Source organism: Burkholderia pyrrocinia, assembly GCF_001028665.1.
Lineage (GTDB): Bacteria > Pseudomonadota > Gammaproteobacteria > Burkholderiales > Burkholderiaceae > Burkholderia > Burkholderia pyrrocinia.
Map to the genome: position 1 here is coordinate 333,529 of NZ_CP011503.1, position 26,699 is coordinate 360,227.

Here is a 26,699-nt window from a genome sequence, read left to right on the forward strand (position 1 = left end):
TGCCTTCCCTCCGTGTTGTCACGTGGTGCGAAACGACTGGGCCCGCCCGATGAAGACTAGCACACCGGTCTGACGCGAACGGAACGTGCGTCAAGCCGCCTGCTGCTGGTACTGGATCCGGTGCAGGTGCGCGTAGAGGCCGCCGTGGCGCAGCAGTTCGTCGTGGCTGCCCTCTTCGACGATCTTGCCGGCCTCGAGCACGAGGATGCGGTCCGCGCGCTCGATCGTCGACAGCCGGTGCGCGATCACGAGCGTCGTGCGACCTTCCATCAGCCGTTCGAGCGCGGCCTGCACGTGGCGCTCCGATTCCGAATCGAGCGCCGACGTCGCTTCGTCGAGGATCAGGATCGGCGCGTCCTTGTAGATCGCGCGCGCGATCGCGAGCCGCTGGCGCTGGCCGCCGGACAGCCGCATCCCGTTGCCGCCGACGAGCGTGTCGAGCCCGTCGGGCATCGCGGCGACCGCATCGGCGAGGTTCGCGGCCTCGAGCGCGGCCTGCACGCGCGCGCGGTCGGGCGTCTGCCCGTATGCGACGTTCGCGGCGATCGTGTCGTTGAACAGCACGACGTCCTGGCTGACCATCGCCATCTGCCCGCGCAGCGCGTGGAGGTCGTAGTCGGAAACCGCCACGCCGTCGACCATGATCGCGCCGTCCGTCGGGTCGAAGAAGCGCGGCAGCAGGTTCACGAGCGTCGTCTTGCCGCTGCCGGACGGGCCCGCGAGCGCGATCATTTCACCCGGCGCGACCTTGAACGAGATGCGGTCGAGCGTCGGCCGCTCGGTCGCGCCATAGTCGAACGACACGTTGCGGAACTCGATTTCGCCGCGCGCATGCGGCAGCGGCCGCCCGCCGCCCTGCGGCTCGGCCGGCTCGTCGATCAGCCCGAAGATCAGTTCGGCGGCCGTCATCCCGCGCTGCAGCGGCTGGTTGACGTCGATCAGGTGCTTGAGCGGCGAGATCACCAGCAGCATCGACGTGACGAACGCGACGAAGCCGCCGACCGTCGTCTGGTCGTTGGTCGACTGCACGACCGCGATCGTGATCACGACCGCGAGCGCGATCGACGCAAGGAACTGCGTGAGCGGCTGGGCGAGACCGCCCGAGATCGTCATCCGCATCGCATAGCCGCGCAGGCGCTTGCTCATCGCGGTGAAGCGGTCCATCTCGTACGCTTCGCCGTTGTGCACCTTGACGACCTTGTAGCCGCCGACCGTCTCCTCGACGATGTACGACAGCTCGTTGGTCAGCGTCTGGTGCTCGCGGTTCAGGCGGCGCAGGCGGCGGTTGATCTTGCTGACGAGCCAGCCGATGCCGGGCAGGATCACCGCGACGATCAGCGTGAGCCGCCAGTTCAGGTAGAACAGGTAGCCGAGCAGGAAGATGACCGTCAGCGAATCGCGCACGAGCGTCACCATCACGCCCGTCAGCACCGACAGGATCTGGTTGACCTCGAACACGATCGCATTGATCACCGTGCTCGCGGTTTCGCGCTGGAAGAACGACGCGCCCGTGTGGAGCATCCGCTGGAACATCTCGAGCCGCAGTTGCAGCAGGATGCGGTTCGATACGTAGTTGAGCAGGTAATTCGATGCGTACTGCGATACGCCGCGCACGAGCGCGAGGCCGATCACCGCGATCGGCACGTACCATTTCGCGCTGTCGCTGCCGTGCACACCGAAGCCGTGGTCGAGAAGCGGCTTGAGCAGCGCAGGAATGCCGGCTTCGGTGGCCGCGACGACGCCCATCGTCATCACGGCGAGCACCACGATGCCAATGAGCGGACGGATGTACGGCCACAGGCGCTTGAGGACCGTGACCGGCGAGGTGCCGCTGCCGTCCATCGGTTTGCGAAGAGTGTTCTGGGTTTCCAAGGCAATCCTTCTTGAGCCGCGATGCGGCGCCCGGCGCGTGGCCGCCCGGGATTTCGCCCTTGTCGGGCGGGTGCCGAAAAGGGCTCAACATTATAGCTGCACCGCCCCCGCCGGCACGGGCAAGGCCGATGCGACGGGCGGCCGGCGGCCCGCGGCCGGGCCGCGGGTATACTGCCGCTCACCGTTTTCTCCGCCTTTCCGACGATTTCATGGCTGAACCCTCCCTCGGCGTCGCCCTCATCGCCCTCAACGCGTCCGCGCGGCTCGCCCAGTGCCTCGCGGCGCTGTCGTTCGCCGACGATGTCGTCGTCATCGACGGCGGCAGCACCGACGATACGGTCGCGATCGCACAGGCGCACGGCGCGCGCGTGATCGTCGAGCGCGACTGGCCGGGCTTCGGCCCGCAGAAGAACCGCGCGCTCGACGCGCTCGGCACCGACTGGATCCTGTCGCTCGATACCGACGAAGTCGTCAGCCCGGAACTCGCGCAGTCGATCCGCGACGCGATCCGCGCGCCGGCCGCGCAGGTCTATGCGCTCGACCGGCTGTCGAGCTTCTGCGGCCAGTGGATCCATCACAGCGGCTGGTATCCGGACTGGGTGCCGCGCCTGTTCCGGCGCGGCACCGCGCGCTTCTCGGACGATCTCGTGCACGAGCGTCTCGTGTTCGATACCGCCGCACAGCGCCTGCCCGGCAAGCTGCTGCACTACTCGTACGAAGACTTCGAAACCGTCGTGCGCAAGCTCGACGCGTATTCGACGGCCGGCGCGCGCCAGCGCCGCGCGGCCGGCCAGCGCGGCGGCTTCGGCAAGGCGCTCGCGCGCGGCGCCTGGGCGTTCGTGCGCACCTACGTGCTGCGGCGCGGGTTCCTCGACGGCCGCGCGGGCTTCATGATCGCCGTGTTCAACGCCGAAACCGTGTATTACCGCTTCCTGAAGCTCGGCCACGAACCGGCGCGCTGAGCGCGCGCTCCTGCACGCCGCCTGTACGCGGCCGGCCCGGCGTTACAATGCCGGGCTGCCCGCGCCGCGCGCGCCCGAGCGGCTGCACCGCGCACCGCCCGCCACGACGACCACCGAATCCGACCGCCATGTTCTCCATCATCATCCCGACCTGGAACAACCTGCCGTACCTCAAGCTCGTCGTCGACAGCTTGCGCCGCCACTCCGCGTACGACCACCAGATCATCGTGCACGTGAACGACGGCTCGGACGGCACGCTCGACTGGGTGCGCAGCGAAGGGATCGAGCACACCGCATCGCCGACCAACATCGGCATCTGCCATGCAGTGAACCTGGCCGCCGCGCGCGCGACGCGCGACTACGTCGTCTACATGAACGACGACATGTTCTGCTGTCCCGGCTGGGACAGGGCGCTCGTGCGCCGCATCGAACAGATGCCGACCGACCTCTTCATGCTGTCGGGCACAATGGTGGAGCCGGTCGACACGCGCAACCCGTGCGTCGTCGTCAGCAATTTCGGCCGCGACGCCGAGCATTTCGACGCCGCGGGCCTCGTCGAGGCAACCCCGCGTCTCGCGCGCGCGGACTGGCTCGGGTCGACCTGGCCGCCGACGCTCGTGCACCGCGACTGGTGGAACCGCATCGGCGGCTACAGCAGCGAGCTGTCGCCCGGCATGAGCAGCGACAACGACTTCTCGATGAAATTCTGGGACGCCGGCTGCCGGATCTTCCTCGGCGTCGGCGACAGCCTCGTTTACCACTTCCAGCAGAAGAGCACGGGCAAGATCGTCAAGAACGACGGCCGCCGCCAGTTCCTCAACAAATGGGGCATGACCCAGGCCACGTTCGACCGCTACTACCTGCATCGCGGCGAACCGGCCGGCACGCGCATCGCACTCGACACGCCGGCTGTCGCCGGGCGCCTGAAGCGCGCGCTGCTGCGTTCGCGGATCAAGCGCGCATTCAGCTGATCAGCCCCCCAAAACGACACAGAAACCTGCCCTGCTTCGCGTATACTGCGCCGTTCGTCCCGAGGCTCCCGCCGGGACGCGCGGCGCGAGCATGATGTCCGCAAGCCGCATTCGTCCATTCGACAGGTTCCGATGCTTTCGTTTTCCGCTCCCGCCACGCGGCGCCTGACCGCTGCCCGCGCATTCGCCGTCGCCGCGCTCTGCATGGTGCCGGTCTCGACCGCGCTGACCAACGTCTTCTGCGGGCTGTTCGCCGTCGCGCTCGTGATCTCCCCCGAATTCTGGCGCGATCTTCGCTCGTTCGTGACCGACCCGGCTTCGCTCGCGGCGCTGCTGGTCCTCGCCGCGCTGGCCGCCAGCGTCGCGTATACGGTCGCACCGCACAACAAGGCGTGGAGCTGGGTCGGCAAGTATGACAAGCTGCTGCTGCTGCCCTTCGCCGTGCTCGCGTTCCGTCATTCGAACTGGGCGCCGATCGTGCGGCGCTGCTGGTTCGGCACGCTGTGCGTGATCCTGCTGCTGTCGACGACCAACTATCTCGGGCTGACCGCGATCGGGCCCGCGCACGCGACCCAACTGCCGCTGTCGCGCGCGTGGGTGTTCAAGAACCACATCGCCGCCGGCATGTTCGGCGCGCTGCTGTTCTACCAGGCGGCCGATCTGGCCCTGGCGGCCCGCACGACGCTGTGGCGCGCCGCCTATGCGGGGGTTGCCGCGTGGTCGCTCGTCAACGTGTTCGTGATGCTGCAGGGGCGCACGGGGCAGGTCATCGCGCTGCTGCTGATCCTCGTCGTCGCCGTGCGTTTCGTGCTGTTGCTGCGCCGGCAATCGGCGCTGCGCGCGGGGCTCGCCGCCGGCGTGCTCGTGCTGTCCGGTGTCGCGCTCGTCGTCGCCGCGTGCACGGTTCACGACGGCCGGCTCGTGAAAGTCGTGTCGGAAGTGCAGCAATACCGGCAGAGCGATGCGGCCACGTCGACCGGGCTGCGCCTCGAGTGGTACAAGAAGGGGCTCGAGCTGTATCGCCAGCGCCCCGTGATCGGCTACGGCGCGGGCGGCCTCGAGTTCGAATTCGAGAAGCTCACGGCCGGCAAGACGGCCGCCGAGGGCCAGCTCACGTCGAACCCGCACAACGAATACCTGCTGATGGCCGTGCAACTCGGCTCGCTCGGCGTACTGCTGTTCGTCAACCTGATCGTGCAGATCGCGCGCGGCAGCCGCACGCTCGATCCGCGCTCGCGGCACTTGCTGCTCGCATGGCTCGCGATCTTCACGATCGGCAGTCTCGCGAATTCGCTGCTGCTCGACTTCGCGGAAGGGCACCTGATCGTGCTGCTGGCAGGCATCCTGCTCGGTTGCGGCGAGCGCAGCGAGGCGCTGCCGCGCGAGACGTCGGCGATCCGGCGCAGCGCGTAACGCACGACGGCATACGCCCCGCTGCCGGCTCCAGCTTCGGCGGCCGCGGCGGCCCGCCGTCAAAGCGAGCGGGCTGCGCGCCGTCAGCGCGGCTCGTCGAGAAACAAGCCCCCCGAAAAGCGAAGAAAAAACGCGCGTCTTCCGCGCGTCGGTCGTCAGTCCGATCCGGCGCGATGCAGTCGCGACGTGTCGACAACGGCGTCGGCCAGGCCCGGCGGAGTCAGCCCGAGCATCTCGGCCGCCGCGGCTTTCACGCGCTGCGCGCCGAGATTGGCGAGGCAATCGCTGCGGCTGTCGACCTTGCGCTCGCAGCCCTCGTGCCGGCACGGCACGCAATCGCCCTCCCCCTGCAACAGCCACACGTTCCCGTGCCGCCCCGAGCCGCGCAGCGCCCACGGATTCTCGGTCGCGGGCCAGTGCTGCGGCCACGGCCCCCAGCGCACGGGGTCGGACGGGCCGAACAGCGCGATCGTGTCGGTGCCCGTTGCAGCCGCGACGTGCGTCGCGCCGGTGTCCGGCCCGATGAAGAGGCGCGCGCGCCGCACGAGCTCCGCGCTTTCGCCGAACGTGAGGCGGCCGACCAGGTTCAGCACGTCGCCGCCCGCCTCGGCCGCGACCTGCTCCGCATACTCGCGTTCGCGATCGGCCGGACCGCCCGACAACGCGACCGCGAAGCCGTGCTCGCGCAGCCAGCGGATCATCTCGACCCAGCCCTCGAGCCGCCATTGCTTGTATCGGAACATCGGATACGGATGCAGGACGACCAGCGGCTTGCCGTCGCGGATCGCCGGCGACGCCGCGAGCCATGCGTCGAAGCGCGCGCGCCGCGCGGGATCGTCGCCGATACCGGGCGCGACGACCTCGGACACCGGCTCGATGCCGATCACGGGGGCGAGCGCGAGCGTGCTGACGACCGTATGCGCGGATTCGTGGTGATTGATCGCGATCCCGTTCAGCATCATCCGCGTAAGCCACGTGACACGGTTCGGATCGACGAGGCCGACCCGTTTGCGGCCCGCGAACCAGCTATAGAAACGCGGCCGATCGGAACTCAGCGCCGCGCACGCGAGATCGTAGCGACGCCACATCGACAGCGCGTCGCGCAGCCGCTCGCGGAATCCCGCGCGCTGCGCGACGACGATCACGCGGCGAACGTCCGGATTGTGCTCGAGCACGCCCTCGGTGCCGCGAAACACCAGCATGTCGATCTGCGCATCGGGCCAGCGGGCCTTCAGCGAACGCACGAGCGGTGTCGTCAGCAGCACGTCGCCGATACGGCGCGGCGCGGCAACGAGGATGGTTCTGGGCGGGCGGGCGGAGGAAAACAGGGCCACGGCGATCGGTCTGTCTAGCTGGCTGAACAAGGCTGGCAATGTACAGGATTTTGCAGCAGCCGGCGCGGCATGGCGAACCGGGCGTGCATGGCGCGCCGACGGGGCCCTGATGTGGCCCTGCCTGCGGGACGCGGTGCGGCAGGCACCCGCGCGCCGGCGCTTGCACCGTGCGCGGAGCGTCCGGCGCTACGAAGCGATGGTCGGGATCGCGGGTGTCGCAGCGACCGCCGGCCGCGCGCGTTCCGCATCGGCCACCGGCGCGTCGCAATGCCCGGCCTGCGGCAGCAGATGGCGCACGGCGCGCTCGACAGCATCGACGCCGATCGCATCGACGGTCGCGCCGGCGCGCAGGATCACGTGCGGCACGCCGAGCGGATGCCAGCGCAGGTATTTCTCGGGACGATCCTCGAACAGTGCGGCGACGGGCACGCCAAGCGCCGACGCGAGATGCACGGGGGCGCTGTCTGCCGACACGATTGCGTCGAGCAGGCTCGCAGCGGCCACCAGATCGGCAACCGACGACGGCGCGACATGGCGCGCGCTCACGTCGCGCCACGCATCGTCCTCGGCAGATTTGCCGATGGCCGGATCGCGGAACACGATCACGTCGGCGAACGGCGCGAGCCGCTCGCCGAGGTCGCGCCAGCGGTCCGCGGGCCAGCGGCGCTCGGCCGCCTTGTTCGACACGAACAGTCCGACGCGCGGCTTCGTGCGCTCCCCGAGCAGGCGATACCACGCATCCTGCAGCGCGCGGTCCGGATGAACCGACAGCTCGATGCGGTCGAGATCGGCGCGACCGAGTTCGGGCACGAGCCGGAACCCCGACAGCGCCTCATGGCACATCGGCCGCTGCGCGACATGTTCGGGCTTGCGATCGTCGAATTCGGTCTCGGCATCGTGCCAGCGGCAATCCTTCGCGCGGAGCTGGCGCGCGAACTGCATGCTGCTGCGATGCATGCCGCCGTTCGGCACGACCACGAGGTCGAACCGCAGCCGACGCAGGCGGCGCACGAGCCGCAGCCGGTCGAAGAACGCGCGCATCCGCCCGGGACGGTCGTTGCGTTCGCATTGACGGCTGTACACGTACGTGTGGATCGCGTGCACGTCCGGGTTTCCGGCCAGCGCGGCCGCGTTGTAGCGGTTCGCGACCACATGCAGCTCCGCGCCGGGCCAGCGCTCCTTCAGCGCACGAAGGAACGCCGTCGTGCACAGCATGTCGCCCAGAAAATCAATCCGGATCACGAGGATCCGCCCGGTCGGGTTCCTGTTGGCCATGGTCATGTGGTGACTGTCAGTTTTTTTCGTCGCGACGGGCCGATGCCCCGGCATCCTGTTCCGGGACGGCCTGCTCGCGCGCTGCCGCTCGCCGCATGGATCCGCCCCCGTTTGTGTGCGCGCGTGCGAGCGCGGCTTGCGCCGGATTGTATAGCGTCCGGATGGCCGGCCCAAGACCCGGCTGCCCGAAGATGCAAAAACGGCCCGCCGCACCGCACGATGGCGATGCGACGGGCCGCGTATCGCGACAGCCGTCCGGCCGGGATACGGTCAGTACGTGATTTCGACCACACTGCCGTCGAACGCCGCACGCAGTTCCGCGAGCAGCATGTCGCTCGGCTTCACGCGCCACGCATCGCCTAGACGCATTTCGCCTTGCGCCCGCGCGTTGCTGTAGTGGATCTGGACCGCGAGCCCGTTCGGCAGCGGCGCCTGCGGGCGGCGGCCGCCGTCACGCCCGCCGCCGCGCGGCGCGGGTGCTTCGACCGCGGGCGCGGCAGCCGGATCGTCCTTCGACACGTGCGGCTCGAGCACGCGGCGCAGCGCGGCCGCGTCGGCGTTGCCGTTCATCGTCAGCCGCACGGCCTGCGCATAACGACTGCGTGCGCGTTCGAGATCCATCACCGTGTCGGTCGTGAAACGGATGCCGCCCGTGAATGCGTCGTTGCGCGCCTGCCCCTGCACGATCAGCAGTTCGTCTTCCTTGAACAGCGCCTTGTTCGCCTCGAACTGCTCGTTGAAGATCGTGATCTCGCACTGGCCCGAGCCGTCGTCGAGCAGCGCGATCAGCATCTTGCCGCGCTGGGTCATCTGCGTGCGCAGCGATGCGATGATGCCCGCGACCAGCTTGTCGCGCCCTTCCTTCAGGTCGCCGACCTTTTGCCGCACGAAACGCCGCACCTCGTCGCGATACGCGTCGAACAGGTGGCCGGACAGGTAGAAGCCGAGCGCACCCTTTTCTTCCTGCAGGCGACGCTTGTCGTCCCACGCCGGTTCATCGACGAGCGCATGCGCGTGCGGCGACTCGGCGCCCATGTCGAACAGGCCGGCCTGCATCGCGTTCGCCTCGGCCTGGTCGGCCGCTTCCATCGCGAGCGGCACCGACGCGAGCATCTGCGCGCGGTTCGCGTTCAGCGAATCGAACGCGCCGGCGCGGATCAGCGCCTCGACCGTGCGGCGGTTGACGACGCGCCGGTCGATCCGCTCGCAGAAGTCGAACAGGTCGGTGAACGCCTTTTCCTCGCGCGCGCGCAGGATTTCCTCGATCGCGTTCTGGCCGCTGCCCTTCACCGCGCCGAGGCCGTAGCGGATCGTGCGCGAGCGCTTGCCGTCGGCTTCGGCGACGGGCTCGAACCGGTAATGCGACTGGTTGATGTCGGGCGGCAACACGGCGAGGTTGTTCACGACGCAGTCGTCGAACAGGATCTTCACCTTGTCGGTGTCGTCCATCGCGAGCGTCATGTTGGCCGCCATGAATTCGGCCGGATGGTGCGCCTTCAGCCACGCGGTGTAGTACGCGAGCAGCGCATAGGCGGCCGCGTGCGACTTGTTGAAGCCGTAGCCCGCGAACTTCTCCATCAGGTCGAAGATCTCGTCGGACTTCTCGCGCGTGAGGCCGTTCGTCGCCGCACCCTCGGCGAAGATCTCGCGGTGCTTGGCCATCTCCTCGGGCTTCTTCTTGCCCATCGCGCGACGCAGCAAGTCGGCGCCGCCGAGCGAGTAGCCGCCGATGATCTGCGCCATCTGCATCACCTGCTCCTGATAGACCATGATGCCGTAGGTCTCTTTCAGGACGGGTTCGACGCGCGGATCCGGATAGTCGACCTTCTCGCGGCCGTGCTTCCGTGCGCAGAAGCTCGGGATCAGGTCCATCGGGCCCGGACGGTACAACGACACGAGCGCGATGATGTCCTCGAAGCGGTCGGGCTGCGCATCCTTCAGCATGCCCTGCATCCCGCGGCTTTCCAGCTGGAACACCGCAACCGTGTTGGCCTTCTTCAGGATCTGGAACGAAGCCGGATCGTCCAGCGGCACCTGCGCGAGCGACCAGTCGGCCTTCGATGGGTCGAGGCGGCGAATGTAGCGCTCGGCCCAGTCGAGGATCGTCAGCGTCGTGAGGCCCAGAAAGTCGAACTTCACGAGGCCGACGGCTTCGACGTCGTCCTTGTCGTACTGGCTGACGACGCCGCCGTCGTCGCCCTGCGTGTACAACGGGCAGAAATCGGTCAGCTTGCCGGGCGCGATCAGCACGCCGCCCGCGTGCATCCCGACGTTACGCGTGAGACCCTCGACGCGCTGCGCGAGATCGAGCAACTGGTGGACTTCGTCCTCGTGGTCGTAGCGCTCCTGCAGCTGCGGCTCTTCCTTCATCGCGTCGGCGATCGTCACGTGCTTGCCCGGCTTGAACGGGATCAGCTTCGCCACGCCGTCGGTGAACATGTAGCCGAGGTCGAGCACGCGGCCGATGTCGCGCACGGCCGCCTTCGCCGCCATCGTGCCGAAGGTGGCGATCTGCGACACGGCATCCGCGCCGTACTTCTCCTTCACGTACTGGATCACGCGGTCGCGGCCGTGCTGGCAGAAGTCGATGTCGAAGTCGGGCATCGACACGCGTTCCGGGTTCAGGAAGCGCTCGAACAGCAGGTTGTAGCGCAGCGGGTCGAGGTCGGTAATGCCGAGCGCGTACGCGACCAGCGAACCGGCGCCCGAGCCGCGGCCCGGGCCGACCGGCACGCCGTTGTTCTTCGCCCAGTTGATGAAGTCGGCAACGATCAGGAAGTAGCCCGGGAAGCCCATCTTCGTGATGGTCCCGCACTCGAATTCGAGGCGCTTGTAGTACGTGTCGCGTTGCGCGTCGCGTTCGGCTTCGGCCGGATACAACTGCGCGAGCCGCGTCTCGAGCCCTTCCTTCGACAACTGGACCAGGTAGTCGTCGAGCGACATGCCGTCCGGCGTCGGGAACAGCGGCAGCTTCGGCTTGCCGAGCTCGAGCTTCAGGTTGCAGCGCTTCGCGATCTCGACCGTGTTCGCCACCGCCGACGGCAGGTCGGCGAACAGCGCGGCCATGTCGTCCTGCGTGCGGAAATACTGGTCGGTCGTGAAGCGTTTCTGGCGCCGCGGGTTCGCGAGGATGTCGCCTTCCGAAATGCACACGCGCGCCTCGTGCGCGGTGAAATCGTCGTCGGTCATGAACTGCGTCGGGTGCGTCGCGACGACCGGCAGCTTCAGCGACGCCGCGAGCGTCGCGGCCTGCTGGATGTACGCCTCGGCGCCCGGCTGGCCGTATCGCTGCAGCTCGATGTAGAAGCCGCCCGGAAACACCTTCGCCCAGCGCTCGGCGTGACGGCGCGCTGCTTCTTCGTTGCCGGCCGCGAGCGCGAGCCCGATATCGCCCTGCTGCGCGCCCGACAGCGCGAGCAGCCCCTGCGCGAGTTCGCCGTCGAGCCAGCTCGCGTCGAGTTCCGCGCGGCCGCGATACTGGTTCGTGAGCCATGCCTTCGACAGCAGCTCGCAGAGATTCAGGTAGCCGACCTTGTCCTTCACCAGCAGCAGCAGCCGCGACGGCTTGTCGCGATCGTCCGGATTGGTGATCCAGACGTCGCAGCCGGCGATCGGCTTGATGCCCTTGCCGCGGGCTTCCTGGTAGAAACGGACGAGGCCGAATGCGTTGCCGAGATCGGTGAGCGCGAGCGCGCCCTGACCGTCTGCGGCCGCCGCCTTGACGATGTCGTCGAGACGCACGATGCCGTCGGCAATCGAGAATTCGGAGTGAACGCGAAGATGGACGAAGCGGGGATCTGACATGGGCGCTATTGTAGCCGCCCCGCCGCGCAGGCTGCCCAAAAAATCCCCGCACTGGCCGTTCGGCCGATGCGCGCGACGCCACGTCGCGCGGCTGGCCAAACGGCTGGATGCCGGTACGTACGCGGTTTGCGGGATAATACGGGTTTTCGAATCTTCGCCACGGCTTCGCACCCTTTTTTGCGGGCCGCCGTGCGGCCGTTTTCCCGTCGGACCATCATGACCATCGTCAACCTCGCCGCCTACCACTTCGTGTCGCTCGACGCGAACGAGCAATGGCGCCCGCTCGTCACCGCCCGTTGCAACGAACTCGACCTGCGCGGCACGATCCTGCTCGCGCCGGAAGGCATCAACCTGTTCATCGCCGGCACGCGCGAAGCGGCCGACGCGTTCATTGCGTACATCCGCCACGATCCGCTGTTCGAGGGCAAGTTCGCGACGCTGCAGTTCAAGGAAAGCCTGTCCGACTCGCAGCCGTTCCGCCGCATGCTCGTGCGCCTGAAGCGCGAGATCATCACGATGAAGAAGCCCGCGATCAAGCCCGAACTCGGCCGCGCGCCGTTCGTCGACGCGCGCACGCTGAAGGCATGGCTCGACCGCGGCCACGACGACGCGGGCCGCCCGGTCGTGATGCTCGACACGCGCAATGCGTTCGAGGTCGACGTCGGCACGTTCGACGACGCGCTCGACTACCGGATCGACAAGTTCAGCGAGTTCCCGGAAGTGATCGATGCGAACCGCGCCGATCTCGACGGCAAGACGGTCGTGTCGTTCTGCACGGGCGGCATCCGCTGCGAGAAGGCCGCGATCCACATGAAGGAAATCGGCATCGAGAACGTGTACCAGCTCGAAGGCGGGATCCTGAAGTATTTCGAGGAAGTCGGCGGCGCGCACTATCACGGCGACTGCTTCGTGTTCGACTACCGCACCGCACTGAACCCGCAACTCCAGCCCACCGAGAACGTCACGTGCTTCGCGTGCCGCGCGGTCGTCACGCCGGAAGCGCAACAGTCGCCGAGCTACGTGGCCGGCAAGTCGTGCCCGGCCTGCGCGCAGGCAGCCAGCGCCGCGTAAACGCACGACTCGCACCCCGATGAACGGCTATCGCGGCCGCTTCGCGCCGTCGCCCACCGGGCCGCTGCACTTCGGCTCGCTGGTCGGCGCGCTCGCGAGCTGGCTCGACGCGCGCGCACACGGCGGCGCATGGCTCGTGCGTATCGAGGATCTCGACGGCCCGCGCACGGTACCCGGCGCGGCCGACGACATCCTCGCGACGCTCGCGCATTTCGGCATGACGCCCGACGAGCCGCCCGTCTGGCAAAGCACGCGCGATGCCGCGTACACGACCGCGCTCGACCGGCTCGTCGCCGCGGGGCTCGTCTATCCGTGCGGCTGCACGCGCAAGGAAATCGCCGACTCGCTGCGCGCCGCGCACGAGCGCCACACGACACTCGCGTATCCGGGCACCTGCCGCACCGGCCTGCACGGCAAGCCTGCCCGCGCATGGCGGCTGCGCGTACCGGACGGCGACGCCGCGATCGTCACGTTCGACGACCGCTGGCAACACACGCAATCGCAGAACCTCGCGACCGAAGTCGGCGATTTCGTGCTGAAGCGCGCGGACGGGCAATGGGCCTATCAGTTCGCGGTCGTCGTCGACGATGCCGATGCGCGCATCACGCACGTCGTGCGCGGCGCCGACCTGCTCGATTCGACCGCGCGCCAGATCCATCTGCAGCACTGCCTCGGCGTCCCGACGCCGCGGTATCTGCACGTGCCCGTCGTCGTCGATGCAAACGGCGAGAAGCTCAGCAAGCAGACGGGCGCGACCGCGCTCGAGTGCGACGATCCGCTGCCGGCGCTGCAGGCCGCAGCCGCGCATCTGGGCCTCGCGCCCGATGGCGTGCTCGCGGGCACGACGCTGGATGCGTTCTACGCGGCCGCGACGGCTGCGTGGGCGCGGCGCTTCGGGCCGCTGGCCGGCTAACGCACCGGGCCAGTCGGTTTCGCGCCGATCGAGTGCAGATTGAACGGCTCGCCGGCGCCCCGCGCGACACCCGCCCCCCTAACCACGCCCCAATAAAAAACGGGCACATGCTTATCGCATGCACCCGCTTTTCCGGCAGCGCTCGCGCGCCGCACCACCACGTCCGTCTGGCTTAAGCCGACGGCTTGCGCGGCATCCCGAACCCGCCGAGCAGCGCGGCGACCTGCCGCTTCGGCCCTTTCTTCTCGGGCTGCTGCGCAGGCTGTGCGTCGTCCGACAGCTTCGCCGCGGCCGACGGTTCATACGGCTTCAGGAAGAAATCGTCGACCGGCGCGTCGTGACGACGGTGATGGCCGCTGCGCTCGGAACCGGCCGAGCGGCGCCCCGACGCGCCGCGATGCTCGTCGCGCTCGCGCCGGCCACCGCGCTCGCTGTTGCGATCGCCACCACGCTCGCCGCCGCGCTCGCTGCCACGCTCGTCGTGACGTTGGCGCGCCGGCTTGTCGAGCGCGAGCGTCTGCACTTCGAGCGGCCGCTTGATCAGCTTCTCGATATCGGCGAGCTGCTTGCGCTCGTTCGGGCTGCACAGCGACAGCGCGTCGCCGGTCGCGCCCGCGCGGCCCGTCCGGCCGATCCGGTGCACGTAGTCTTCCGCGCTGAAAGGCAGGTCGAAGTTGATCACGGCCGGCAGCTCGACGATGTCGAGGCCGCGCGCGGCCACGTCGGTCGCGACCAGCGCCTCGATTTCGCCGCGCTTGAACGCGTCGAGCGCCTGCATCCGCTCGATCTGCGTCTTGTCGCCGTGGATCGCCGACGCGACCACGCCGTCGCGCTCGAGGTTGCGCGCGAGCCGGCTCGCGCCGATCTTGCTGTTGCAGAACACGATCACCTGCTTGAGCCCGCGATCGCGCAGCAACTGCACGACGGCCGCCTGCTTGTCGCCTTCGGCGACGTCGTAGACGATCTGCGTCACGTTCGCGTTCGTCGAGTTGCTGCGTGCGACCTCGATCGTCTGCGGGTTGCGCAGGTAGGTCGACGCGAGCTTCTTGATTTCCGCCGAGAAGGTGGCCGAGAACAGCAGCGTCTGGCGTTCCTTCGGCAGCAGGTTCAGGATGCGCTGCAGATCGGGCAGGAAGCCCATGTCGAGCATCCGGTCGGCTTCGTCGAGCACGAGGATCTGCACTTGGCCGAGATTCGCCGTCTTCTGCTGCACGTGGTCGAGCAGGCGGCCCGGCGTCGCGATCAGGACCTCGACACCTCGGCGCAGTTCGGCCATCTGCGGGTTCATGTCGACGCCGCCGAACACGACCGCGCTGCGCAGCGGCGTGTGCTTCGCATACGCGTGCACGTTCGCGGCGACCTGGTCGGCAAGTTCGCGGGTCGGCGTGAGGATCAGCGCACGCACGGGGTGGCGCGCCGGTGACGCGCTCGTGTTGGCCTGCGGCAGCAGGCGCTGGATGATCGGCAGCGAGAAACTCGCGGTCTTGCCGGTGCCCGTTTGCGCGGCGCCCATGACGTCGCGGCCGGCGAGCACGACCGGAATGGCCTGCGCCTGGATCGGCGTCGGCGTCGTATACCCCTGCTCCGCAATGGCTTTCAGGATATCGGCGGCAAGGCCGAATTGGTCGAAGGTTGCGTCGACGGGCTTGGCGACAGAATCGGACATGGTGGCGTTTCGCTCAAAAGGCGCGGCGGGGACATCGTGCGTCAGGCCAGCCGGGCCTGCGCTCATCACAATTCGGAAATAGACGGAGCCGCGGCGCGCCGCGCGGCGCCGCTCTGGCGCTTGGGACCGGTTCAATGCGAACGCCGGGCACCAGGCCGTGCGGACTCCGTTCGGCGCGAATGCCGGCGGAAAGGGCCGTATTGTAGCACTGCGCGGCCATCTGTCCGTGACAACGCCGCGAACGGCCGCAACGGCGGTTCGCGCGGCGGGCCCGTACGGCCCCGCGCGGTCGGCGAACCGGCCAATCGGGCTATCCCGACCGGCCGGCGAGCGATATCAGGGGCCCGATCCCGGATTGCGTTGCCCAAGCGTCCGCGACCCGCCCGAACGCCAAATCTTCAGGTCCGGCAGCCGGCAGGCTGCCGGCAAGCACGATCCGCGATCGCGCCCGGCGTTCAGCCCTTCTTCTTTTTCTTCTCGACCTGTACGCAGTCGCCAAGCAGAGGCGGCGCCTTCTGGTCGGCGATCTCGTCGCGCAGCGTCGCTTCCTTGCCCTTCGTCCACCACGTATAGCGGCCGGCCTGATAGCGCGCGCCCGACGCCGACACGGTATCGACGAACAGCAGTTGCCGCCCGTTGACCGGCACGAGCGCGAAGCTCTGGCCGTTGCCGGCGAGCCAGTACGACACGCGCACGGGCTGCTTCTGGTTCGCGCACTGGTAGACGGCCTGCTGGCGCGCATCGGCGTCGATCTCTTCGACGGTCAGTTGCGCGGCATGCGCAACGGAAACGGCGGTGCCGGCGAGCGCGAGTGCGGCGACGGTTTGGCGAATCATGCAGGTCCTCTCACGAGACGGGTGGACACGCGCCCTCGCGGGGCGCGCGGTTATTGTTGGTTTCGCGTCGGGTCGCGCTGTCAGGGATCGATGACGTCGGCACACGCGTCGGTCGGCGCGGCCGCGAGATGGCCGACGAGCGGCACGATCTTGAGCCCGGCCGATGCGACCCGGCACGGTGCGGCCGCGACGCCGCAACCCGCGAGACTCGCGACCAGCGCCAGCGCGGCGCCCAGCTTTCCGATACGCAGCCAGATCGGCGCCATCGTCCTCTCCTTGTTCCGTCAACGGGCCGACACGGGCCGGACGGCCGCGGCGGCGCGCTTCGCGCGTTCGCGGGCTTCGTCGACGGTCGCGCCGGTCGCCAGCGCGACGCCCATGCGCCGCTTCGCAAAACTTTCGGGTTTGCCGAACAGGCGCAGGTCGGCGCCCGGCACCGCGAGCGCGTCGCGCACGCCTTCGAACGCGATCCCGCGCTCGTCGAGCCCGCCGTAGATCACGGCCGACGCGGCCGGCGTACCGAGCGCCGGATCAACCGGCAGCCCGAGAATCGCGCGCGCGTGCAGTTCGAATTCCGACTGGCGCTGCGACGCGAGCGTGACGAGGCCCGTGTCGTGCGGCCGCGGGCTCACCTCGGAGAACCACACGTCGTCGCCGCGCACGAACAGCTCGACGCCGAACAATCCGCGCCCGCCGAGCGCCTCGGTGACCTTGTGCGCGATCTCGCGCGACTTCTCGAGCGCCGCCGCGCTCATCGGCTGCGGCTGCCACGACTCGACGTAGTCGCCCGCGACCTGCACGTGGCCGACCGGCTCGCAGAAGTAGGTGCGCGTGGCGAGCGTCGCCGGATCGACCGCGCGCACGGTCAGTTGCGTGATCTCGTATTCGAAATCGATGAAACCCTCGACGATCACGCGGCCGTGGTTCACGCGGCCCCCCGCCATCGCGTAATCCCACGCGGGCTTCACGTCGGCTTCGGTCTTCACGACCGACTGCCCCTTGCCCGACGACGACATCACGGGCTTCACGACGCACGGCATGCCGATCTTCGCGACCGCCGCGCTGAACGCGTCGAACGAATCCGCGAACGCATACGGCGACGTCGGCAGGCCGAGCTCCTCGGCCGCGAGCCGGCGGATTCCCTCGCGGTTCATCGTGAGCTGCGTCGCGCGTGCGGTCGGGATCACCTCGGCGAGGCCGGCCGCCTCGATCGCCGCGAGCGCGTCGGTCGCGATTGCCTCGATCTCCGGCACGATCAGGTGCGGACGCTCGGCCTCGACGATCGCCCGCAGCGCGGCGGCGTCCGTCATGTCGATCACGTGCGCGCGATGCGCGACCTGGTGGCCCGGTGCGTCGGGATAGCGGTCGACCGCGATGACTTCTACGCCGAGCCGCTGCAACGCGATGATGACTTCCTTGCCGAGTTCGCCGGCGCCGAGCAGCATGACGCGCGTGGCCGAGGGCGAAAGCGGCGTACCGAGCCGCTGACCGATCTGCATGTGATTTCCCGCTTCTGGTGGAGGACGAAAACGGCTCCGATGTTAACACGCGCCACGACGCCGGTTTGGCGCGTTTCGCCGCGCCGCTGCGCGCCGCTCGCGGGCAGGCTGCGAACGTTTTCACGCGCGAAGTGTCGGCTCGCCTGTCGCGGCGCGGGTGCGTTACTCTTACGCCTTGATCAGAATCCGATGAGGAACGAGGCTCATGTCCCACCTGTCCGCGGCCGCACGCGCCCGCACCGGCCTGCTTCGCCCGTTGCGCGCGCCGCTCTGCGCGTTGACGCTTGCCACGCTTCTCGCCGCCTGCGCGATGCCGACCCACTCCGATTCCGCCGCCCCCGCGCCCGACCCGTACAACCCGGCCGCCGTCCAGTTGCTCGACGACACGAGCTGGGAACTCACCAGCTGGCTGAACGCCGACGGCACGCAGCGCACGATCCCGCACGGCGACAACGGCGAGCCGATCAAGCTCGCGCTGTCGACCGATTCGGGCATCCGGCGCGCCAGCGGGTTCTCGGGCTGCAACCGCTACATGGGCACCTACGCGATCAAGAACGGCCTGCTGAGCTTCGGGCCGCTCGCCGGCACGCGGATGGCGTGCCCGAATACGCTCGGCGGCCAGCTCGAACACGCGTACCTCGACGCGCTCGCCCACATCGAGAAGACCGGCGTGCAGATGCGCGAGCCCAAGCAATTGCAGATCGTGACCAATGCCGGCGCAACGCTGACCTTCACGCACCGGAGCCCCTGATGCACCGCGCGCGCGAAGGCCGGCCGACCGCCTTCGCGTTGCGCGTCGCGCGCGTGTGCCGGACGCACGCGCCACGCGGCGTGAAACGAATTCACGCCGCCTTAGAATCTTGTTCGCCGCCCGGTTAAACTCGGCGGGTCGCGCCCCGCGCGCCCCTCCCCACTCCTGTTTCAAAGCATGCACACGGTTGTCTTCGGCTGGTTCGGCATCTCCGCCGTCTGGTTCCTCCTTCTCTTCTGGCGTCTCGTGCAGGCGATGCTGCCCGGCGGCGGCGGGCTCGCAGGCCGCGGCTCGATCCGCCTGTGGCTCGGCTTTGCCGCGGTGTTCGTCGCCAGCTGCACGCTGACGAGCCCGTTGTCGGGCCCCGACACGAACGCGCTCGGCCATGCGTTTTCCGCCGGCTTCGCCCATGTGCTCGGCCCGATCGGCACGCCGGTCGCGATGGTCGTGCTGTTCTTCGCCGGGCTGCCCTGGCTGACCGGCATCGGCTGGCGGCAGTTCTCCGCCTGGGTCGACACGTCGTTCGGCGTCAAGCTGTCGCGCGACGGCGGCGACGACGATGCGCGCGGTATCGCCGACCTGCCGCGCAGCGCGCTGCATCGCGACGACGACATCGTGCAGCCGACCACCGCGCATACCGTCAACTCGATGGCGCCGCGCCAGAACGGCCGGTATTCGCGCCCGACGCTGTGGAAACCCGACCCGCAGGCGCGGCCGAAGCCGCGCAGCAAGACGCCCCCGCGTCCGAACGCGGAACCCGTCGCGCCGTCGGGCTGGCTGAAGCCGACCGCGACCGGTCGCAGCATGCCGGCGCCGCCCGCGCCGATCCCGACCAGCGCGATGCCGCCGCCGACAACCGGCAGCACCGCAAGCCTCGCGCGCGCGGCGGCAAACTCGCAAGTACCGCGCCCCGATCCCGCCCCGCTGCCGGTCGGATTCGAACCGGTCCGGCCGCGGCCGACGGCCGCACGACCGGCCACCGCTGCGTTGAAGCCGACCGCTCCGCGCGCCACGGTCGCGCCGCGGCCGGCCAGTGCGCCGCCGCCGCGCCCGCCTGTGCGACCGGTCGCGGGAACCGGCACTGCCGGCCTGCCGCCGGACACCGCACGACGCCGCCCGGCGCAGCAAACGCCGACGCGCGCGCCGCTCTATGCATGGACGGAAAAGCCCGCCGCACCGATCACGCCGGCGCCGAGCGTTCACGACACGCTGCGCTCGATCGAGGCCAGCACCGCGCAATGGGCCACGCTCGGCAGTGCGCAGTCGGCCGATGCCGGGCACGCGGCGGCAGCAGGCGCAACCGTGGCTGGTGTGGCTGCGGCAGCCGGCAGTGTTGCCGCACCGGTGTCGGCGGCCGTGTCGAACGGGTTCGTCTCCGCGACGCACGGCGTCGCGGCCCATGACGCCAGCGCCCCGGTCGAGCGCGATGCGGCCGCCTACGACGACGACACGCCGATCGCGCTGGATGCGTTCATGCCGGCAGAGTCCGGCATGACGCATGCTTCGGTTGCCGATACGGGCCCCACGACGTTCGACGACTTCGTCCCGCAGACGCTGCCGGATAGCGGCATCGACAATGCCGCGTTTTCGCATCACGGCGCCCTCGAGATCCGGCACGCCGACGATGCGCCCGCCGCGCCGTCGTTCGGGATCGCACCCGCGCCGTCGTTCGACGCGCCGATCGACCTCGCTCCGTGGGAAAAACTCGCCAGCCAGCCGGTTTCCGCGTTCGACGTATCGCTGACGGACTCGACGGAATCGGAGCCGGCCAATGCAGCCTCTACGCAACCGCAAGACGAGGCGGTTCGCGACATCGCTGCAAGCAAACCGGTTGCGTCAGCCGATACCGATGACAAGCACGGAGCGCAACCGGCGCCTGCGATCGATCGCCTTGCACCCGCCGATGCGCCGCAGAGCGTCGCCGATGCTCACGCCGACGTCGAATCCGCCGGGGGGATCGCTCCGTTTGCGGCCCTCCCCGCTTCGTCGATCGCCGAAACATCGACGCGCGCCATTTCCGACGCCGTGCCGCTTGCGGCAGCGTCGGCACTGACTGCATCGCGTATTGAAACGGAAGCCGCCGAGCCGAAAGCGGCAGAGCGTGCCGCGCCGCTGCCGGCAATCGCACAGGGTGCCGCGCCCGCGACAGAGTGGACGCGGACGCCGTCGATTCCGCCGACGGTGCAACCTGCAACGACAAATACGGCCGTCTCCTCGGAATTGCCGAAATCCCAGGCAGCTCAACCGTTTGCCGCAGCACCGACGGCTTCGGCCGCCGCTACGTCGCCGCTCGGCGGCGCTGCCCACGGTTCTGCCGCGCAGGCACCTGCATTCGCATCGAGCATTGCGCCCGACACTGCTGTGGCTTCACCGGCTGGCGTAACCGGCACGGCATCCGCTTCGCTTTCGCAGCCGACCGCATCGGCATCGACCGTTGCGCCGGCCGCATCGACTTCCCTGGTCGGCGTAGCTGGCACTTCATCCGCTTCGCCTTCGCAACCGGCCGCAGCGGCGTCGACCGTTGCATCGGTCGCTTCGACTTCCCCGGCCGGCGTAACCGGCACGGCATCCGCGTCGCCTTGGCAACCGGCCGCATCGGTACCGACCGTTGCACCGGCCGCTTCGACGGCGCCGGTCGGCGTTACAGGCGCGACTTACGGTTCACTCCCCCGCGCATCGACCGTCGCGCACGCCGCGACACCGTCGACGACCGGCGCGTCGGGTTCGACATCCGGTTCGACGACGCAAACGCCCGCACCGGCGGCGACACCTGTGACCGCTCCCGCGACGCCTGTGCATTTCGCGTCCGGCTCGATCGCTGCGCAGCCTTTCGCACCCGCATCGACTCTCTCGGCCAACACGGCAACCTCGTCGACCGGCACGACATTCGGCGGATCCGGCACAACCACATCGCAGCCGGCGGCCAGCCTGCCTGTTCCGCCAGCCGCTCCCGTGGTAACGACACCGACGGCCAGCGCCATCGCCCCGACGACCACTGCAGCAGCGGTTCCGGCTCAACCGGTCGCAGGCTCGCCTGTCACCGCGACCGGATCGCTGGCGCCCATCGCGGCAACAACCGCGACGCAGCCGCTGCCGATCGCATCGGCGCCTGCCGCAACCGCAACCGCGACGTTCGCAACGCCGCCCGCCCCTGCCGCATCGTCGGCGAGCTGGTCGGCGCCGAATCTATCCGCAACACCGGTTGCCGCATCGATCGCAGCACCGCAGCCGGCAGCAACCGTGCCCGGCACCGGCCTGCCCGCGCCGGCGACAGTCGCTGCCGTGCCGACGATCCCCGTTGCCGCACCCATCGGCGCAATCGCCGCCGTGGCAACCGAACCGGCCGCGCCGGCCGCAGCCGAAACACCCGCCGCCCCCGACACCCCCGCGCGCCAGCCGCGCCCGAACGCATTCGAATTCCACGCGCCCGCGTCGTTCAACGTCGAACTGCCGACGCTCGACCTGCTCGAGCCCGCGTCCGACGACGTCGAAATGATCACCGAGGAACACCTCGCGCAGACGGCCCAGGTGATCGAACAGCGGCTGCAGGAATTCAAGGTGCCGGTGACGGTCGTCGGCGCGTCGGCCGGCCCCGTGATCACGCGCTTCGAGATCGAACCCGCGCTCGGCGTGCGCGGCAGCCAGATCGTCGGCCTGATGAAGGACCTGTCGCGCGGCCTCGGCCTCACGTCGATCCGCGTCGTCGAGACGATTCCCGGCAAGACCTGCATGGGCCTCGAACTGCCGAACGCAAAGCGCCAGATGATCCGCCTGTCGGAAATCCTTGCCGCGCGCGAGTACCAGCATTCGCCGTCGCAGTTGACGATCGCGATGGGCAAGGACATCACGGGCCGCCCGGTCGTCACCGATCTCGCGAAGGCGCCGCACATGCTCGTCGCGGGCACGACGGGCTCGGGCAAATCGGTCGCGATCAACGCGATGATCCTGTCGCTGCTGTACAAGGCGACGCCCGAGGACGTGCGGCTCATCATGATCGACCCGAAGATGCTCGAGCTGTCGGTCTACGAAGGCATCCCGCACCTGCTCGCGCCGGTCGTCACCGACATGAAGCTCGCGGCGAACGCGCTGAACTGGTGCGTCGGCGAAATGGAAAAGCGCTACCGGCTGATGTCGGCCGTCGGCGTGCGCAACCTCGCGGGCTTCAACCAGAAGATCCGCGACGCGGAAGCGAAGGAAAAGAAGATCGGCAACCCGTTCTCGCTGACGCCCGAGGATCCCGAGCCGCTGTCGAAGCTGCCGCTGATCGTCGTCGTGATCGACGAGCTGGCCGACCTGATGATGGTCGCCGGCAAGAAGATCGAGGAGCTGATCGCGCGCCTCGCGCAGAAGGCGCGCGCGGCCGGCATCCACCTGATCCTCGCGACGCAGCGTCCGTCCGTCGACGTGATCACGGGCCTGATCAAGGCGAACATCCCGACGCGCGTCGCGTTCCAGGTGTCGTCGAAGATCGATTCGCGCACGATCCTCGACCAGATGGGCGCCGAATCGCTGCTCGGGATGGGCGACATGCTGTTCCTGCCGCCGGGCACCGGTTATCCGCAGCGCGTGCACGGCGCGTTCGTCGCCGACGAGGAAGTGCACCGGATCGTCGAGTACCTGAAGCAGTTCGGCGAGCCGCAGTACGAGGAAGGGATTCTCGACGGCCCGGCCGCCGACGGCGCGACGCAGGACCTGTTCGGCGAAGCGCCGGACGCGGAAGCCGATCCGCTGTACGACGAAGCGGTCGCGTTCGTCGTGCGCACGCGGCGCGCGTCGATCTCGTCGGTGCAGCGGCAGTTGCGCATCGGCTACAACCGCGCGGCGCGCCTCGTCGAACAGATGGAGGCGGCCGGGCTCGTGTCGGCGATGGGTATCAACGGCAGCCGCGAAGTGCTCGTGCCGGCAGCGGCCGACTGAGCAAGGCGGCCGGCCTGCCGCCATCAACCGAGGCGGACGCACCGGAAAACCGGTCGCCCCGAAACACCAAGGGCGCTGCATCCGCAGCGCCCTTGGTCATTTACAGCACCGGCACCAGCTTGAAGTCGACCGGCTTGCCGACCGCAACCTTCTGCGGATTCGCGCCGAGCTGCCCCGTTTCGACATCGCGGCTGAACACGTAGAACGTATCGCTGTCCTGGTTGCCGACGATCAGCCACTTGCCGGTCGGATCGATCAGGAACTCGCGCGGCGTCTTGCCGAGGCTCGACTGGCGGCCGACGTGCTTCAGCCGGCCGTCGGCCTGGTTCACCGCGTAGATCACGATGTCGTTCGCGTCGCCGCGGTTGCTCGCGTACAGGAAGCGGCCGTCCGGCGACAGGTGGATCGCGCCGCCGCCGATCTTGCCCTTGAAGCCCGGCGCCGTCATCGGCAGCGTCTCGACCGGCGTCAGCTTGCCGTCACGGTAGCCGAGCACCTCGACCGACGCATTGAGCTCGCTCGTCACGTACGCGAACCGGCCGTCGGCGCTGAACACCATATGACGCGGCCCCGAACCGGCCTTCGCCGGCGTGTAGCGCGAGTCGGTCGGGCCGATCAGCCCGCGGCTGCCGTCCACCGTATAGCGGTAGCCATAGATCTTGTCCGCGCCGAGATCCTGCACGAACAGGTAACGGCCGTCCGGCGAAAACACGGTCGAGTGCACGTGCGCGCCGTCCTGGCGGCCCTTCACGGGCCCCGTGCCTTCATGGTGCACGGTCAGCACGGCCTGGCCGACCGCGCCGTCGTCGCGCAGCGGAAACACCGCGAAGCTGCCGCCCGGATCCGCCGCGACCGAATAGTTGGCCGTCACGAGGTACTTGCCGTCCGGCGACAGCGCGAGGTAGCAAGGATCGTTCCCTTCCGACGACACGCGGTCGATGAAGGTCAGCGCACCCGTCTTCGCGTCGAAGCGGAACGCGCTGACGCCGCCGCGTTGCGTCGCCGGCCCGTCGTCGCCGGGCAGTTCGTTGACCGCGTAGACGGTGCGACCGTCGCGGCTCGGCAACAGATAGGACGGATTCACGGTCTTCGCCGACGATACCGGCGCGACGCTGCCGGTTTTCGTATCGAAGCGGTAAACATAGATCCCGTCGCTGCCGCCGCCCGTATAGGTGCCGACGAGCAGGTTGTAGACGCCGTCGGCCGGGACGGGCGATTGCTGCGCAAATGCGTGGGTCGCGGAAAGGGAGAGCACGATCGCGAAACCTTTCATCCAGTGAGCGAGCCTAAGCGGGAACCCTCGTGTCGAAGCGCGTGCGTCATGCTCGCGTAAACGGTTGGGCATTGAATCCTCCTTGCATCGAGTCGCTTCAAGTGTTGAGATAGGACGAAACGCCGGCCGTTCATGCGCTCCGCCGCCCGGCCGAGTATACGGGGCACGACACCGGCACGTGAAGCCCGGGCGCCGCCGTCCGCATTGTGAACTCGAAACCAAGGATCGCCTGCCCATGCCCGCCCTGATCGAAGACTACGCCCTCGTCGGCGACGGCCACACCGCCGCGCTGATCGCAAAAGACGGCTCCGTCGACTGGCTGTGCTGGCCCCGCTTCGATTCGGGCGCCTGCTTCGCGGCGCTCGTCGGCACGCCCGAGCACGGCCGCTGGCTGCTCGCACCGGCCGCCGACGCCGCGATCACGCACACGACCCGCCGCTATCGCGGCGACACGCTGATTCTCGAAACCGATTACGAAAGCGCCGACGGCGCCGTCACCGTGATCGACTTCATGCCGCCCGGCAACGGCTGGTCCGAACTCGTGCGGATCGTCGTCGGCCGCCACGGCACGATGAAGATGCGCATGGAGCTCGTGTTGCGCTTCGACTACGGCTTCTCGATCCCGTGGGTCACGCAACTGACCCGCGAGGACGGGATGAAGGCGATCGCCGGCCCCGACACCGTCGTGCTGCGCACGCCGGTGCCACTGACCGGCAAGAATCTTCATACGCTCGCGGAATTCACGGTGAGCGCCGACGAGCGCGTGCCGTTCTCGCTCAGCTATGCGGCATCGCACCTGCGGCTGCCGCCCGCGCGCGATCCGCTGTCGATGCTCGCGCGCACCGAGAACTACTGGCTCGAATGGTCGGGCCGCTGCCAGGTGCAGGGTCGCTACGCGGCCGCCGTGCGCCGTTCGCTGATCACGCTGAAGGCGCTCGCATACGAGCCGACCGGCGGCATCGTCGCGGCGCCGACCACGTCGCTGCCCGAGAAGATCGGCGGCAACCGCAACTGGGACTACCGCTACTGCTGGCTGCGCGACGCGACGATCACGCTGCTCGCGCTGATGCGCGGCGGCCACTACGACGAGGCGCGCGCGTGGCGCACGTGGCTCGGCCGCGTGATGGCCGGTTCGCCCGAGCAGATCCAGATCATGTACGGGATCGCCGGCGAACGCCGGCTGCCGGAAATGGAGCTCGACTGGCTGCCCGGCTATCAGGACTCGAAGCCGGTACGCATCGGCAACGGCGCCGCGAACCAGCTCCAGCTCGACGTGTTCGGCGAGGTGATGGCCGCGCTGCACCTCGCGCGCGTGGGCGGCCTGCAGGCCGACGACACGGTCTGGTCCGTGCAGTGCGCGCTGCTCGACCATCTCGAGAAGATCTGGCGGGAACCCGACGAGGGGATCTGGGAAACCCGCGGCGGCCGTCGCCATTTCACGTTCTCGAAGGTGATGGCGTGGGTCGCGTTCGACCGCGCGATCAAGTCGGCGGAGATGTTCCGGCTGCCCGGCTCGCTCGACCGCTGGCGCGCGCTGCGCGAGCAGATCCATGCCGACGTGTGCGACAACGCGTGGCACGAAGGCAAGCAGGCGTTCGCGCAGAGCTACGGCAGCGACGAGCTCGACGCGAGCGTGCTGCTGATGCCGCTGCTCGGCTTCCTGCCGCCGGAAGACCCGCGCATCGTCGGCACCGTCGACGCGATCGAGCGGGAATTGCTGCACGACGGCCTCGTGATGCGCTACCGCACGACCGACTACGACGACGGCCTGCCGCCCGGCGAAGGCACGTTTCTCGCGTGCAGCTTCTGGCTGGTCGACAACTACGCGCTGCTCGGCCGGATCGACGACGCGCACCGCCTGTTCAGCCGGCTGCTCTCGCTGTCGAACGATCTCGGGCTGCTCGCGGAGGAGTACGATCCGGTCGCCGGGCGGCTCGTCGGCAATTTCCCGCAGGCGTTCTCGCACGTGGCGCTCGTGCATACCGCGATGAACCTGATGCACCACGAAGACGCGATGGCACGCGCGGCCGGCCAGCCCGCGCCGGCGATGGCCACGGGGCACTGAACGGGGCACGGGCGGCTTGTTCAGAGAACGTCAAATCGCAAAATTTTGATGAAAAATCGGGGAAATGTTGCATTGCA

Annotated in this window: 17 protein-coding genes; 8 read left to right on the forward strand and 9 right to left on the reverse strand. The window is 68.8% G+C overall.

The window, feature by feature from the left end:
* Nucleotides 1-90: 90 nt before the first annotated feature.
* A complete protein-coding gene (msbA, locus tag ABD05_RS01580; protein WP_047898658.1) occupies nucleotides 91-1,842 on the reverse strand; it encodes a lipid A export permease/ATP-binding protein MsbA in 1,752 nt (583 codons plus the stop codon).
* A 239-nt stretch (nucleotides 1,843-2,081) separates the two neighbouring features.
* On the opposite strand from msbA, the gene ABD05_RS01585 reads away from it, so the two are divergent.
* The 3 genes from ABD05_RS01585 (at nucleotide 2,082) to ABD05_RS01595 (ending at nucleotide 5,218) form a co-directional block, all read left to right on the forward strand.
* Nucleotides 2,082-2,834 carry a glycosyltransferase family 2 protein gene (locus ABD05_RS01585; RefSeq protein ID WP_047898659.1) on the forward strand — a complete coding sequence of 251 codons (753 nt, stop codon included), beginning with the start codon at nucleotides 2,082-2,084 and terminating at the stop codon, nucleotides 2,832-2,834.
* Nucleotides 2,835-2,962: 128 nt separating this feature from the next.
* Entirely contained in the window at nucleotides 2,963-3,805 is an 843-nt protein-coding gene (locus tag ABD05_RS01590; protein WP_047898660.1) for a glycosyltransferase family 2 protein, read from the forward strand.
* A 132-nt stretch (nucleotides 3,806-3,937) separates the two neighbouring features.
* Nucleotides 3,938-5,218, forward strand: a complete 1,281-nt coding sequence (locus ABD05_RS01595; protein ID WP_047898661.1) for an O-antigen ligase family protein — start codon at nucleotides 3,938-3,940, stop codon at nucleotides 5,216-5,218.
* 155 nt (nucleotides 5,219-5,373) lie between these two features.
* Here the strand turns inward: ABD05_RS01595 and ABD05_RS01600 are convergent, their stop codons facing one another.
* The 3 genes from ABD05_RS01600 to dnaE form a co-directional block, all read right to left on the reverse strand.
* Nucleotides 5,374-6,552, reverse strand: coding sequence for a glycosyltransferase family 9 protein (locus ABD05_RS01600; RefSeq protein WP_047898662.1), 1,179 nt, complete (start codon nucleotides 6,550-6,552; stop codon nucleotides 5,374-5,376).
* Nucleotides 6,553-6,738: 186 nt separating this feature from the next.
* On the reverse strand, nucleotides 6,739-7,827 hold the full coding sequence (locus ABD05_RS01605; RefSeq protein WP_047898663.1) for a glycosyltransferase family 9 protein: 1,089 nt from the start codon (nucleotides 7,825-7,827) through the stop codon (nucleotides 6,739-6,741).
* Between the two features lie 270 nt (nucleotides 7,828-8,097).
* Entirely contained in the window at nucleotides 8,098-11,631 is a 3,534-nt protein-coding gene (dnaE, locus tag ABD05_RS01610; protein ID WP_047898664.1) for a DNA polymerase III subunit alpha, read from the reverse strand.
* A gap of 216 nt (nucleotides 11,632-11,847) precedes the next feature.
* On the opposite strand from dnaE, the gene ABD05_RS01615 reads away from it, so the two are divergent.
* Nucleotides 11,848-12,702, forward strand: a complete 855-nt coding sequence (locus ABD05_RS01615) for a sulfurtransferase (RefSeq protein WP_047898665.1) — start codon at nucleotides 11,848-11,850, stop codon at nucleotides 12,700-12,702.
* Between the two features lie 19 nt (nucleotides 12,703-12,721).
* Nucleotides 12,722-13,615, forward strand: coding sequence for a tRNA glutamyl-Q(34) synthetase GluQRS (gene gluQRS / locus ABD05_RS01620; RefSeq protein WP_047898666.1), 894 nt, complete (start codon nucleotides 12,722-12,724; stop codon nucleotides 13,613-13,615).
* A gap of 172 nt (nucleotides 13,616-13,787) precedes the next feature.
* Here gluQRS and ABD05_RS01625 read toward each other — a convergent pair whose 3' ends face one another.
* The 4 genes from ABD05_RS01625 to purT all read right to left on the reverse strand — a co-directional run bounded on the left by ABD05_RS01625 (nucleotide 13,788) and on the right by purT (nucleotide 17,616).
* Nucleotides 13,788-15,281 (reverse strand): DEAD/DEAH box helicase, encoded by a 1,494-nt coding sequence (locus ABD05_RS01625; protein ID WP_476577965.1) that lies wholly within the window; start codon nucleotides 15,279-15,281, stop codon nucleotides 13,788-13,790.
* A gap of 455 nt (nucleotides 15,282-15,736) precedes the next feature.
* Nucleotides 15,737-16,117, reverse strand: coding sequence for an MliC family protein (locus ABD05_RS01630; RefSeq protein WP_047898668.1), 381 nt, complete (start codon nucleotides 16,115-16,117; stop codon nucleotides 15,737-15,739).
* Nucleotides 16,118-16,197: 80 nt separating this feature from the next.
* Nucleotides 16,198-16,383 (reverse strand): DUF6726 family protein, encoded by a 186-nt coding sequence (locus ABD05_RS01635; RefSeq protein WP_047898669.1) that lies wholly within the window; start codon nucleotides 16,381-16,383, stop codon nucleotides 16,198-16,200.
* A gap of 18 nt (nucleotides 16,384-16,401) precedes the next feature.
* Complete coding sequence (gene purT, locus ABD05_RS01640; protein WP_047898670.1) at nucleotides 16,402-17,616, reverse strand: formate-dependent phosphoribosylglycinamide formyltransferase; 1,215 nt, start codon at nucleotides 17,614-17,616, stop codon at nucleotides 16,402-16,404.
* 205 nt (nucleotides 17,617-17,821) lie between these two features.
* Between purT and ABD05_RS01645 the strand changes: the two genes are divergently transcribed.
* The gene (locus ABD05_RS01645) at nucleotides 17,822-18,367 is read left to right on the forward strand and encodes an META domain-containing protein (protein ID WP_047898671.1); all 546 of its coding nucleotides are present in this window, start codon (nucleotides 17,822-17,824) and stop codon (nucleotides 18,365-18,367) included.
* A gap of 177 nt (nucleotides 18,368-18,544) precedes the next feature.
* Nucleotides 18,545-23,284 carry a DNA translocase FtsK gene (locus tag ABD05_RS39610; protein WP_047898672.1) on the forward strand — a complete coding sequence of 1,580 codons (4,740 nt, stop codon included), beginning with the start codon at nucleotides 18,545-18,547 and terminating at the stop codon, nucleotides 23,282-23,284.
* A gap of 100 nt (nucleotides 23,285-23,384) precedes the next feature.
* Here ABD05_RS39610 and ABD05_RS01655 read toward each other — a convergent pair whose 3' ends face one another.
* On the reverse strand, nucleotides 23,385-24,629 hold the full coding sequence (locus ABD05_RS01655) for a lactonase family protein (RefSeq protein WP_141684916.1): 1,245 nt from the start codon (nucleotides 24,627-24,629) through the stop codon (nucleotides 23,385-23,387).
* A gap of 163 nt (nucleotides 24,630-24,792) precedes the next feature.
* Between ABD05_RS01655 and ABD05_RS01660 the strand changes: the two genes are divergently transcribed.
* On the forward strand, nucleotides 24,793-26,622 hold the full coding sequence (locus tag ABD05_RS01660; RefSeq protein ID WP_047898674.1) for a glycoside hydrolase family 15 protein: 1,830 nt from the start codon (nucleotides 24,793-24,795) through the stop codon (nucleotides 26,620-26,622).
* Nucleotides 26,623-26,699 lie beyond the last annotated feature (77 nt).